The organism is Rhodococcus sp. AB351, from assembly GCF_049538275.1.
Lineage (GTDB): Bacteria > Actinomycetota > Actinomycetes > Mycobacteriales > Mycobacteriaceae > Rhodococcus.
The window spans coordinates 55,171-67,860 of the sequence record NZ_JBMVFW010000003.1 but is presented as its reverse complement, the minus strand read 5'-3'; the positions used below and the strand labels follow the sequence as shown (position 1 = coordinate 67,860).

Below are 12,690 nucleotides of genomic sequence, written 5' to 3'. Positions count from 1 at the left end.
CGTCACCCACCTTCGAATAGAACGTGTTCTAGTTGTAGCACTCCCGGGCGCCCCGCGGAAGGACCGCTCAGCCGCGCGGCAGGCCCAGGAGGCGCTCGGCCGCCACGGTGAGCAGGATCTGCTCGGTTCCCCCGGCGATCGTCAGGCACCGGGTGTTGAGGAACTCCCGGGTGAGCGAACCTTCCACCCAGCCGGCCTCGCCCGCGAGATCCATGGCGAGCTCGGCGGTGTCCTGCCGCTGCCGCACACCGATGAGCTTGCGGACGCTGGACGCGGCGCCCGGATCCTGACCTTCGAGCTGCGCGAGGGTCGCCCGCAGATCCAGGAGCGAACCGACCGTCGCCTCCCCGATCTGTGTCGCGATGCGGTCCTCGGCGACGGGATCGCCGGGGGTCGACAGTTCGAGCAGTTCCTCGATGCGCGGCCCCAGCGACGACTTGCCGCCCATGGCGACGCGCTCGTTGGCGAGGGTCGTGCGGGCCAGCTTCCAGCCGTCGCCGAGATTGCCGACCACACAGTCGTCCGGCACGAAGACCGAGTCGAGGAAGACCTCGTTGAACAACGCGTCGCCGGTGATCTCGCGCAACGGCGAGATCGTGATGCCCGCCGATTTCATGTCGACGAGGAAATAGGTGATGCCCTTGTGCTTGGGGACGTCACGGTCGGTGCGGGCCAGACAGATCGCCCAGTCCGCCTGCTGCGCGAGCGAGGTCCACACCTTCTGTCCGCGCAACACCCATCCGCCGTCGACCTTCTCGGCGCTCGTGCGCAGCGCCGCGAGGTCCGAGCCGGCACCGGGTTCGGAGAACAACTGACACCACACCACGTCGCCGCGCAGGGTAGGCATGACGAAACGCTCGATCTGTTCGGGTGTTCCGTGTTCGAGGACCGTCGGAACCGCCCACCAGCCGATCACGAGGTCGGGACGTTCGATACCGGCGGCGGTGAGCTCCTCCTGGACGACGAGCTGTTCGGCGGCGCCGGCTCCGCGACCGTAGGGCGGCGGCCAGTGCGGCGCGAGCAGACCCGACTCGGCGAGGGCGACACGGCGCTCGGATTCGGGTGCGGCCGTGATCTTCTCGACCTCCGCGCGGATCCGTGCGCGTTCCTCCTCGTGATCGGACAGGTCGATACCGAGGTGACGGCGCGCACCGTCGCGGACCAGGGTCGTCAGCCGCGATCGCCACGCGGTGGAACCGCCGAGCACCTGGCGGGTCGCGACCGCGCGGCGAAGATAGAAGTGCGCGTCGTGTTCCCACGTGAACCCGATGCCGCCGAGCACCTGGATCGCGTCCTTGACGGTCTGCACCGCAGCGTCGAGTGCGACCGCCGCGGCGGCAGCCGCCGCGATCGGCAGTTCGTCGGGCTGCGCGTCGACGGTGACCGCGGCGTCCCACGCCACGGCCCGGATCTTCTCGGTGCGGCAGAGCATTTCGGCACAGATGTGCTTGACGGCCTGGAACGAACCGATCGGTTTCCCGAACTGCTCGCGGATCTTCGCGTACTCGACGGCGGTGGTCAGCGCCCAACCGGCGAGACCGGCCAGCTCCGCGGCGGCGAGACCGGCGGTGAGGTCGCGCACGAAGCCGGCCGGGACGGTCGCGACCCGGTCGGCCGGGACCGTCGCGCCGTCGAGGCGGACGCGGGCCACCGCGCGGGAGGCGTCGATGGTCTCGAGCGGCTCGATGTGCAGACCCGGATCGTCGGGTTCGACGAGCGCCCAGCGCTCCACGGCCGAATCGCCTTCGAGACGCACGAGCACGGCGCTCCCGGCTTCGGCACCCACGGCCGGTCCGGCCTCACCGCGCAGCACGACGCCGTCGCCCGCCGCCTCCGCGGTCACGGTCGAATCGAGCGCGAGCGCGGTGGGGACCTCCCCCTCGGCGAGCCGCTCCGTCGTCTTGGCGACGGTCTCACCGGCACGGCCGAACACGAGGGCCGCCACGGCGGTCGTCAGGACCGGGCCCGGCGCGAGTTCGTGAGCGGCCTGCTCGAGCATGACGGCCAGATCCACAGAAGTCGCGCCGAGGCCACCCGCCTCCTCCGGGACGGCGACGCCGAAGATTCCGAGTTCTGCGAGGGAGGACCAGCCGTCACGCCACGTCGCGTCGCCTGTGCGACGTATCGTCGACATGGGGTCTACGGCACGTGACCAGGCATGGACAGACGCCTGGACGGCCCGCTGCTCCTCGGTCGTGGCGATACTCACAGCGGTTTCCGCCCTTCCGAATGACATCATTGCTAGAACGTGTTCTAATATGACACCGATTCAGAGTCAAGGCGTGAGGAAACGAATCTATGGCCACCCCGTCCCGCTCCCGTGCCAACGGACACGGAACTCTGACCGCCCTCACCGAGGACGATCTCAGTTCCAATGCCCAGAAGGAACGGCGCAAGCGGATTCTCGACGCCACCCTGGCGCTCGCGTCCAAGGGTGGTTACGAGGCCGTGCAGATGCGGGCGGTGGCAGAACGCGCGGACGTCGCGGTCGGCACCCTCTACCGGTACTTCCCGTCCAAGGTCCACCTGCTGGTCTCCGCCCTCGGCCGTGAATTCGCCCGCATCGAGGGCAAGGGCCGGATCCCACCCGGCCACAGCCCCCTCGAGCGCATGCACCTCATCCTGAGTCTGATCACCAAGGCCATGCAGCGCGATCCCCTGCTCACCGAGGCCATGACGCGGGCGTTCATGTTCGCCGACGCCTCCGCCGCCGCCGAGGTCGACCAGGTGGGCACCCTCATGGACCGCTTGTTCGCGCGAGCCATGAACGACGGCGAACCCACCGAGGAAGAACTCGCCATCGCACGCGTCATCAGCGACGTATGGCTGTCGAATCTCGTCGCCTGGCTCACGCGCCGTTCGTCGGCCACCGATGTCGCCCGCCGGCTCGAACTGACCGTGGATCTGCTGCTCGGCGACGGCTCACGAGCACCGAAGACGGTCGCGTCGGAAGCATGACGGTACTCGCGCCGCAAGCCCGACGTCCGATCCGCCGCTTCCTGTAACCGGAAACACGTGGTCGGAATGCACACCGGGTCGGATTCGTGCCCCACTCTGACCTAACGTGGATCAGGTGAGTGCCCACGATCTTCCGATTGACCTTCGACGTGCTCTGGTGGCTGTCGCGCGGACGCCCCGTCTGCTCGTGGCGACCGACTACGACGGCACCATCTCCCCCATCGTGAGCGACCCCGAGAAGGCCTACCCGCACGACGATGCGGTGCGGGCGCTGCGGGGCCTCGCCGCTCTGCCGTCGACGTCCGCTGCCGTCATCTCGGGACGCGCTCTCAAGGATCTCGCCGCTCTGTCGCGGTTGCCGGTCGAGGTCAAACTCGTCGGCAGCCACGGCTCCGAGTTCGACATCGGATTCGTCCACGAGATCGATCCCGACGCCAGGGACCTCCTCGTCTCGATCGTCGAGGGACTGGACTCGGTGGCATCCCGGTTCGCCGGTGTGCGGGTGGAGACCAAGCCCGCGAGCGCCGCACTGCACGTGCGCAACGCCGCCCCCGCCGATGCCGAGCAGGCCCTCGACCTCGTGCGCAACGACCTCGCGCTCCGTCCCGGTGTGCAGGTCACCGAGGGCAAGGCCGTGATCGAACTGTCCGTGGTTCCCACCGACAAGGGCAAGGCACTCGACGTCATCCGGCACCAGGAGGCCTCCACCGCAGCGGTCTTCTTCGGCGACGACGTGACCGACGAGAAGGCCTTCCGCTCCCTGCAGGGCCCGGATATCGGAGTGAAGATCGGCGACGGCGACACCGCCGCCGAGTACCGCGTCCGCACCAGCGAAGAGGTCATCGCCGCGCTCGCGTTCCTGCTCGAGGAACGCCGCACCTGGCTGTCCGGCGCCCACGTCGCGCCGATCGAACGCCTGACGATGCTCGCGAGCCCCCGTTCGAAGGCACTCGTCACCCCCGACGGCACGATCACCTGGCTGTGCCACCCCGAACCCGATTCGGCGGCGGTGTTCGCCCATCTTCTCGGCGGTGACGCCGCGGGACACTTCACCGTCGGCCCGACCCGCCAGGCACTGCCGCTCAGCCAGCGCTACGTCGACTCGACGATGACGGTGGTGACCCGGTGGGCGTCGCTCGCGGTGATCGACTACCTCCCGCACGACGTCGAGGCCGGTCGCACCGACCTGACCCGCGTGATCACCGGACGCGCGAGCGCGGTGGTGACCTTCGCGCCGCGGCCGGAGTTCGGGCAGGGCCAGGTCACCCTCGAGGTCGAGGACGACGGCATCCGCGTGATGGGCTTCAACGAGCCCTACGTCCTGCGCTCCCCCGGTGTGCGGTGGGACATCACGACCGACGGGGTGCACCAGACGGCCCATGCCGTGGTCGACCCCACCGAGAACGACATCATCCTCGAACTTCGTTGCGGTACCGATGATCTCGACGAGAATCCGGTGCCGGAGGTCGAGCGCCGGGCGCAGTCCGAGGCCTACTGGCACACGTGGGCGTCCCGCCTCCAGCTGCCGCCGCTCAAGCCCGATCTCATGAAGCGTTCGGCGCTCACCCTGCGCGGCCTGGTCCACGGTCCGACGGGATCGATCCTCGCCGCGGCCACCACATCGCTCCCCGAGGAGATCGGCGGTGTCCGCAACTGGGACTACCGCTACTGCTGGTTGCGCGACGCCGCGCTCACGGCGCAGGCGCTCGTGCGGGTCGGCTCGCTCGAGGAGGCCGAGAACTATCTCGACTGGGTCCACCGCGTCCTCGAGACCGTGCCCGGCCCCGAGCGTCTGCACCCGCTGTACACGCTCGCCGGCGGACCGCTCCCGCCCGAGGCCGTGATCGACTCTCTTCCCGGATACGCCGGTTCGCGGCCCGTGCGGGTCGGCAACGCGGCGAACCAGCAGGTGCAGCTCGACGTCTTCGGCCCGATCGTCGACCTGATCTCCGATCTCGCGCACAGCCGCGAGGCACTCGGCGTGCCCCACGACCGGGCTCTCACGGACCGCGACTGGGAACTCGTCTGCTCGATGGTCACCGCGGTCGAACGGCGCTGGTTCGAGCCGGACCACGGCATCTGGGAAATCCGCCACGCGCCCCGTCACCACGTGTACTCGAAGGTCATGGGGTGGCTGACCGTCGACCGGGCGCTGACGCTCGCCGAGAAGTTCGGCCGGACCGCCGGCGAGGGCTGGGCGGCGCTGCGCGACGAAATCGCCGAGGAGGTCACCGAGAAGGGCTGGAACGACGAGGTCCAGTCGTTCACCTCGGCCTACGACGGCACCGATCTCGACGCGGCCACCCTGTTCATCGGCCTCACCGGACTCGTCGACCCGCAGGACGCGCGGTTCCGGGCGACCGTGCAGGCCACCGAACGGGAGTTGCGCAGCGGCGCGACCGTCTACCGCTACCACAGCGACGACGGCCTGCCAGGCGCCGAAGGTGGCTTCCACCTGTGCGCGGCATGGCTGGTCGCGGCCTACCTGCTGGTCGGGCAGCGCAACGACGCCGAAGCACTGTTCGCGCAGCTGGTCGCGGCGGCCGGACCGACCGGCCTACTCAGCGAGGAGTACGACCCCGTCGCGGAGCGTGCGCTGGGCAACCACCCGCAGGCGTACAGCCACATCGGTCTGCTGCGCTGTGCGCAGCTGCTGTCGGGCGCGAAGGCCATGGGCGACCGGCAGCGCTGACCTACGGCTCCAGCGGGGATTGCTGAGCTACGGTCACAGCCGGGACCGCTCGGTCACTCGGCGTACCACTCGCTCTCGACCCGACCCGAGGTGGCACCGAACCACAGCTGGGTCCCCAGGGTCTCGAGCGCGGGCACACCGGAGTGCGACGGGGCGGCCAGGAGCAGTTCGCCTGCGCGCCGCCCCTTGTCCTTCTGCGGTTGCCGCACGGTCGTGAGGCCTTCGCGGATCGCTTCGTCGATGCCGTCGAAACCGGTGATCGACAGGTGCCCGGGCACGTCGAGGCCCATCTGGTTGGCCCAGGCGAGAGCGCCGAGCGCGAGCACGTCGGTGGTGCACACGAGCGCGGTGATCCGCGGGTTCACGCGCATGATCTGCGCCGCGGCGGACAGGCCGTCCTCCGCGGTGTGGGTGTAGCGCTCGACGACGGTGAGCGATTCGGGGGCCAGCCCTGCGGCGCTCATGGCGTCCTGGACGCCGCGGATGCGTTCGCGCTGCACGTGGAAGGCACCGGATTCGAGGGTCGACAGGTCGACGACCCCGTCGTGCCGTTCGCGGCCGAGGCGCATCGACAACATGCCGATCTGGCGGTGGCCGAGTTCGATGAGGTGGGCGGCGAGATCGCGCATCGCCCGCCGGTCGTCGATGCCCACCACCGGGGTGTTCTCGAGACCGCGCGGCTGGTCGCACGCGACGACCGGGAGGTGCCGTTCGAGCACGGCCGCGAGATAGGGGTCCTCGGCGGGGACCGAGTAGACGACGAACCCGTCGACGGACGAGCGGTGCACGACCTGTGCGGCCTCGTCGTCGGTCCGGCCCGGTCCGGCGGGGATGAGCAGCAGTCCCTGTCCGGCCGCTTCGCAGGCCTCGGACAGTCCCGACAGGAAACTCATGGCGGCGGGATCCCGGAAGGAATAGCTCAACGCTTCGGTGAGCAGGACCCCCACGGCCCCTGCCTTGCGGGTGCGCAGCGACCGCGCCATCGGATCCGGGCCGGCATATCCGCGTCGTTTGGCGACTTCGAGGACACGTTCGCGTAGCTCGGCGGACAACTGGTCGGGGCGGTTGTACGCGTTCGAGACCGTGGTGCGGGAGATCTTCAACTCGGCGGCAATCGACGCCAGGGTCGCCTGTCGGCGCGGCTGACGAGACCTGGACATGAGAGGACCGTAGTCCTGTGTCCATGGTCACGACCACCCAGGGATGGTAGGAGGGCTCCGCGTCGTCCGCTAAAGTGGAACGGTAACGGTTACCAATAACGTTTGGGTCGGTCGCTCGGTCGTTCCGGACCCCGTTCGTCGAAGATCGCCGATCCTCAGGAGAAGAACTGTGCGACTGTCCTCCCGCACGGCCCTCGCAGCCGCCGCCGTAGCCTGCGCGACCGCACTCGCCGCGTGCGGCACCGGCACCTCCGGCGCCGACGACGACGAGATCAGCGTCGTCGCCTCCACGAACGTGTGGGGGTCGATCGCGCAGGCCGTCGCCGGAGACCGCGTCGAGGTCCGCTCGCTCATCACCGAACCGAACGCCGACCCGCACTCCTACGAGGCCAGCCCCCTCGACGCCGCTGCGATCTCCGACGCCTCGCTCGTCGTCTACAACGGCGGTGGCTACGACCACTTCGTCGACGACATCCTCGGCGCCACCGGGGACAAGCCTGCGGTCGTGGAGGCCTTCGCCCTGTTCGAATCCGGTGCGTACTCGGATCTGCACGCCGGGCACGATCACGGCGACGAGGACGGCACCGACAACGCCGCCGAGAGCGGCTCGGAGACAACCGTTTCCGAGGATCACTCGCACGAGAGCGGCGAGGGATCCGACGCCGCCGTCGCCGGCGACGGGCACTCGCACGAGGGTCACGACCACGGCGGCATCAACGAGCACGTCTGGTACGATCTCGCGACCGCCGACGCCGTCGCGCACGCCGTCGCCGAACAGCTCGCCGAACTCGACCCCGACGGTGCCGCCGTCTACGAGGCCAACGCCGCGGCCTTCCACGAGAACCTGCACTACGTCGCGGATGTCGTCGACAAGCTCGCCGACGCGCACGGCGACGCACCCGTCGCCCAGACCGAGACCATCGGCCACTACCTCGTCTCGGCCGCGGCGCTCGACGACGTCACTCCCCCGGACTTCACCGACGCCATCGAGAACGGCACCGATCCGTCCCCGGCGGCGATCGCAGCCACACGGCAGTTGTTGGTCGACAAGCAGGTTCGCGTCCTGCTCTACAACCCGCAGACCGAGGACCGGATCAGCCGCGAGATGCGCACGGCAGCAGAGTCGTCGGGCGTCCCCGTGGTCGAGGTTTTCGAAACCCTGCCCGCAGGTGTCGACTACATTCAGTGGCAGGCCCGGACCGCCGAGACCCTCGCCGCCGCGCTCGAGACCGCCTCCTGACCATCCGATCGAGAACACGGACTCCGGTGACACCTCCTCCATCCGACCGCACGCCCACCGTCGAACTCCGCGATGCCCGGCTGGCATTCGGCGATCGGGTCCTCTGGGACGCACTCGACCTCGTCGTCGAACCCGGCGAGTTCCTGGCGGTGCTCGGACCGAACGGTGCCGGAAAGACGTCGCTGCTCAAGGTGCTGCTCGGTCAACTCCCGCTCACCTCCGGAACCGCGACGATCGCCGGGCAGCCCGTCCGGACCGGGAACTCGCACGTCGGATACGTGCCGCAGCAGAAGTCCCTCGACGAGGGCGTCCCGCTGCGGGGACGCGATCTCGTGGGCCTCGGCATGGACGGACATCGCTGGGGCACCGGCCTGCGCACGCGCCGGCAGCGCCGCGTCGCGGTCGACGACGCGATCATCCAGGTCGGCGCAGAGACCTATGCCGGAGCCCCGATCGGCACGCTCTCCGGTGGTGAGCAGCAGCGGCTGCGCATCGCGCAGGCGCTCGTGGGAGATCCGCGCGTACTCCTGTGCGACGAGCCGCTGCTCAGTCTCGATCTCGCCAACCAGCACCTGGTGTCGGCGCTCATCGACCGGCGCCGCCGCGACCACGACACCTCCGTCCTGTTCGTCACCCACGAGATCAATCCGATCCTGCCGCTGGTGGATCGCGTGCTGTACCTCGTCGACGGCCAGTTCCGCATCGGCACCCCCGCCGAGGTGATGACCTCGCAGGTGCTCTCCGAGCTCTACCGCACCGACGTCGAAGTGCTCGAGATGCGCGGCCGCCTGGTCGTCGTCGGCACCGGCGACGCCATCGACGCACTCGGCAGCGCAGGCGGACTGCGCCCCGGGGAAGGCGTCCACCACGATCACGAGGACCACGAATGAGCAGCAAGTTCACCGACGCCCTCGGGCGGATGTTCGACGTGGAGACCACCGTCGAACTCCTGCAGTACGACTTCGTGCAGCAGGCGCTCGTCGCCGGTGCGATCCTCGGCCTGCTCGCCGGCGTGATCGGCCCGCTGATCATCAGCCGTCAGATGGCGTTCTCCGTCCACGGCACCTCCGAACTGTCGCTGACCGGCGCCGCGGCGGCGCTCATCATCGGGGTCTCCGTCGGGATCGGTGCGGTCGCCGGTGCCGTGATCGCCGCGATCCTCTTCGGTGTCCTGGGAACACGTGCCCGCGAACGCGACTCCGTCATCGGCGTGGTGATGGCCTTCGGTCTCGGTCTCGCCGTCCTGCTGTTGTGGGCCTACGACGGACGTACCGGTGCCGCCTTCTCGCTGCTCACCGGCCAGATCGTGGCGCCCGGCGGTACCGGCATCGCCCTGCTCGCCGCGTGCGCTGCCGTCGTGATCCTCACGCTGCTGGTGATCTACCGTCCGCTGCTGTTCGCCAGCACCGACCCGGAGGTCGCAGCCGCGCGCGGCGTCCCGGTGCGTGCGCTGTCGATCGTGTTCGCGGTGCTCGTCGGCGTCACCGCCGCACTCGGTGTGCAGATCGTCGGCGCGCTGCTGGTGATGGCGCTGCTCATCACCCCGGCCGCCGCGGCCGCCCGGGTGGTCAGCGGGCCGCTCGCCGCCACGGTGCTGTCTGTGGTCTTCGCGGAGATCTCGGCGGTCGGCGGCATCCTGCTCGCGCTGGCGCCGGGCGTGCCGGTCTCGGCGTTCATCACGACGATCGCGTTCGTCATCTACATGATCTGCCGCGTGATCGGCACCGCCCGCAACCGACGTGGTTCCGGGCGGGTCGCCGCAACTGCCTGATTCACGGCCCGTCGGGACGTGATCTTGACGCGCTCCTCGACGTCCGCCCAGTTTCCCGAGGTTGCTCCAGTAACGGGACGTCACAGACATCGGGGGTGGAGAGTGCAGCACGTCACGCGTCGTTCCTTCGCGTCGACAACCCCGACAAGCGGTTCCTGTGGCACCGGTCGAACCCCGAGGTGTTCGGCCGCCACCTCGCCTTCGAGCCCTACACCGGTCTGGTCGAGGCGTGCGTGGGCGAGAACATGACGGCCCTGTGCGCCGCCGGTGTCGGCGGCGGGTCGCTCGTCTACCAGGGCATGACGCTGCAACCCGACGAAGCGGTGTTCAACGCCCACTTCCCGAACGAGCTCGACTGGGCGCGCATGGACCGCGTCCACTACCCGCGCGTCGCGCAGATGCTGCGCCTGGCCGTGGCGCCCGACGAACTCGTCGACAGCCCCAACTACGCGACCTCGCGCATCTTCGCCGACCGTGCGCGGAAGGCCGGCTTCCCGATCGACAAGATCCCGATGCCGATCGACTGGGACTACGCGCTCGCCGAACTCCGCGGCGAGATGGCCCCGGCCTACACCGACGGTTCGGGCGCGATGGGTGTCAACAACGGCGGCAAGCACTCCGTCGACGTCACCTACATCGCGGAGGCCGAGGCCACCGGTCTGGTCACCGTCGCGACGCAACACGAGGTCACCGACATCGAGCGTGCCGAGGACGGCCGGTGGACGGTGCACGTGAACCACATCGACACCTCCGGTGCCGTCGTCGAGAACAAGATCCTCACCACCGACGCGCTGGTGCTGTCCGCAGGCACCATGAACACCACCCGGCTGCTGATGAAGGCCGCCGCGAAGGATCTGATCTCCGACCTGCCCGACGGCGTCGGCCAGGGCTGGGGTTCGAACGCCGACCGCATCTACCTCTGGACGAACCTCGAGGAGGAGTTCGGCGCGGTGCAGGGCGGTCCCGTCGTCTACGGCAGCAAGAACTGGGACGACCCGAGCTCCGCGTACACCGTCATCCAGGCCTCCATCCCCGGCTTCTACGGGATCGACATGCGCAGCACCGTACTGGTGGGCTACGGCGTCAGTGAGGGTCGCGGGCACTTCGTCTACGACGCTGCTCGCGACGACGCCGTCCTGCGCTGGCCGCACGAAGGGGACTCGGTGCTGCAGACGGGCCACATCGACCCCACCGTGCGCCGCATCGCGGGCGAACGCAGCATCCTGACCGACACCAACTCGATCGTCCCGTCGACCTGGCATCCACTCGGCGGCGCGAGCATGGGCACGGTGTGCGATCCCGAGGGCCGCGTGCTCGGCCAGCGCGGGCTGTACGTGCTCGACGGCGCCCTCATGCCGGGCAACACCGCCGCGTGCAACCCGTCGATGACGATCGCCGCCGTCGTCGAACGCGCCCTCGACGACATCGTCGTCCGCGACGCCGGAACGGTCTTCTGAGCGGGCATAGACTCGGGTCGTGACCCGCATCGACCTCAACAGCGACCTCGGCGAGAGTTACGGCCAGTGGCGTCTCGGCGACGACGAGACCATGCTCGACATCGTCACCAGCGCCAACGTGGCGTGCGGATTCCACGCCGGCGACCCGGCGACACTGCTGCACACGTGCCACGGCGCCGCGAAGCGCGCGGTAAGGATCGGTGCCCAGGTCGGCTACAACGACATCGGCGGTTTCGGCCGCCGCTTCATCGAGGTGCCGTCGGCGGATCTCACCGCCGAGATCATCTACCAGATCGGCGCGCTCGACGGTCTCGCCCGGGCGGCCGGTTCGTCGGCGAGCTACGTCAAACCCCACGGCGCGCTGTACAACGCGATCGTCCATCACCGCGAACAGGCCCGTGCGGTCGTGGATGCGGTACGCGCCTACGACGCCTCGCTGCCCGTCCTCGGACTGCCCGGCTCCGTCTTCCTCGAGGAGGCCGAACGGGCCGGACTGAAGGTGGTCGCCGAGGCGTTCGCCGACCGCGCCTACACCCCCGAGGGCACGCTCGTCTCCCGACGCGAACCCGGTGCGGTACTGCACGATCCGGAGGAGGTCGCCGAGCGGGTCCTGCGCATGGTCACCGAGGGGGTGGTCACCGCCATCGACGGCAGCGACATACGCGTGAACGCGCAGTCGGTGTGCATCCACGGCGACTCCCCCGACGCCACGGCGATGGCCGTCGCCGTGCGCCGCCGGCTCGACGCCGAGAAGATCGACATCCGGGCGTTCGTGTGAACGCCCGACATCGCGAGGTCCACCGATGAAAATCCTTCGTGCCGGAGACAGCGCCCTGCTCGCCGAATTCGATTCCCTCGACGAGGTTCTCGCCCACTTCCGGGCACTCGACCGCGAGCGGCCGCGTGGCGTCGTCGATCTCGTGCCGGCGGCGCGGACACTGCTGGTGTGCTTCGATCCGTCGGAGACCGGCGCGCAGGTCGTGCACAAGTGGGTCACCACCACCCCACCGGTGTCCGGGGACGACGTCGACATCGAGGAGGTGACGCTCGAAGTCCGGTACAACGGCGTCGATCTCGAAGAGGTCGGCGAGTTGACCGGCCTCGGCGCGGACGGCGTGATCGCCGCCCACACCGGCGGCCTCTGGACGGTCGCCTTCGGCGGGTTCGCGCCCGGCTTCGCGTATCTCACCGGCGGGGATTCTCGATTGCACGTGCCGCGTCGCAGTTCACCGCGCACCTCCGTCCCGTCCGGCGCCGTGGGACTGGCGGGTGAGTTCTCGGGCGTCTACCCGCGGAAGTCGCCCGGAGGATGGCAACTCATCGGAACCTCCGATGCCCCGCTGTGGCAACCGGACCGGACTCCTGCGGCGCTGCTGCGACCGGGATGTGCGGTGCGCTTCGTCGCGATCTGA

At 69.5% G+C, this 12,690-nt stretch carries 9 protein-coding genes and 1 pseudogene; 8 read left to right on the top strand and 2 right to left on the bottom strand.

Going from position 1 to position 12,690, the window contains the following annotated elements; genetic code table 11:
* Positions 1-67 precede the first annotated feature (67 nt).
* Complete coding sequence (locus ACPCXD_RS08915) at positions 68-2,209, bottom strand: acyl-CoA dehydrogenase family protein (RefSeq protein WP_423659259.1); 2,142 nt, start codon at positions 2,207-2,209, stop codon at positions 68-70.
* Between the two features lie 89 nt (positions 2,210-2,298).
* On the opposite strand from ACPCXD_RS08915, the gene kstR reads away from it, so the two are divergent.
* Together kstR and otsB are read left to right on the top strand one after the other, a co-directional pair.
* Entirely contained in the window at positions 2,299-2,958 is a 660-nt protein-coding gene (gene kstR, locus ACPCXD_RS08910; RefSeq protein ID WP_145692932.1) for a cholesterol catabolism transcriptional regulator KstR, read from the top strand.
* Positions 2,959-3,073: 115 nt separating this feature from the next.
* Entirely contained in the window at positions 3,074-5,650 is a 2,577-nt protein-coding gene (gene otsB, locus ACPCXD_RS08905) for a trehalose-phosphatase (RefSeq protein ID WP_423659256.1), read from the top strand.
* A gap of 53 nt (positions 5,651-5,703) precedes the next feature.
* Here otsB and ACPCXD_RS08900 read toward each other — a convergent pair whose 3' ends face one another.
* Positions 5,704-6,810: a LacI family DNA-binding transcriptional regulator gene (locus ACPCXD_RS08900; protein ID WP_026061382.1), complete on the bottom strand. Its 1,107-nt coding sequence runs from the start codon at positions 6,808-6,810 to the stop codon at positions 5,704-5,706.
* Positions 6,811-6,979: 169 nt separating this feature from the next.
* Between ACPCXD_RS08900 and ACPCXD_RS08895 the strand changes: the two genes are divergently transcribed.
* The 6 genes and pseudogenes from ACPCXD_RS08895 (at position 6,980) to ACPCXD_RS08870 (ending at position 12,690) form a co-directional block, all read left to right on the top strand.
* On the top strand, positions 6,980-8,050 hold the full coding sequence (locus tag ACPCXD_RS08895; protein WP_229566923.1) for a metal ABC transporter solute-binding protein, Zn/Mn family: 1,071 nt from the start codon (positions 6,980-6,982) through the stop codon (positions 8,048-8,050).
* A 26-nt stretch (positions 8,051-8,076) separates the two neighbouring features.
* A complete protein-coding gene (locus ACPCXD_RS08890; protein WP_160876983.1) occupies positions 8,077-8,940 on the top strand; it encodes a metal ABC transporter ATP-binding protein in 864 nt (287 codons plus the stop codon).
* On the top strand, positions 8,937-9,821 hold the full coding sequence (locus ACPCXD_RS08885; RefSeq protein WP_006550474.1) for a metal ABC transporter permease: 885 nt from the start codon (positions 8,937-8,939) through the stop codon (positions 9,819-9,821). The genes ACPCXD_RS08890 and ACPCXD_RS08885 overlap by 4 nt, the downstream gene beginning before the upstream one ends.
* A 119-nt stretch (positions 9,822-9,940) precedes the next feature.
* Positions 9,941-11,278 (top strand): annotated as a pseudogene (locus ACPCXD_RS08880) (GMC oxidoreductase); the annotation flags it as partial.
* A gap of 19 nt (positions 11,279-11,297) precedes the next feature.
* Entirely contained in the window at positions 11,298-12,056 is a 759-nt protein-coding gene (locus tag ACPCXD_RS08875) for a LamB/YcsF family protein (protein ID WP_229566920.1), read from the top strand.
* 25 nt (positions 12,057-12,081) lie between these two features.
* On the top strand, positions 12,082-12,690 hold the full coding sequence (locus tag ACPCXD_RS08870; protein ID WP_064061070.1) for a 5-oxoprolinase subunit B family protein: 609 nt from the start codon (positions 12,082-12,084) through the stop codon (positions 12,688-12,690).

Bases quoted from the DNA above. Each gene is read 5' to 3' on its own strand.
- kstR (WP_145692932.1), top strand. From the start codon at position 2,299: ATGGCCACCCCGTCCCGCTCCCGTGCCAACGGACACGGAACTCTGACC.
- ACPCXD_RS08900 (WP_026061382.1), bottom strand. From the start codon at position 6,810: ATGTCCAGGTCTCGTCAGCCGCGCCGACAGGCGACCCTGGCGTCGATT.
- ACPCXD_RS08885 (WP_006550474.1), top strand. From the start codon at position 8,937: ATGAGCAGCAAGTTCACCGACGCCCTCGGGCGGATGTTCGACGTGGAG.
- ACPCXD_RS08870 (WP_064061070.1), top strand. From the start codon at position 12,082: ATGAAAATCCTTCGTGCCGGAGACAGCGCCCTGCTCGCCGAATTCGAT.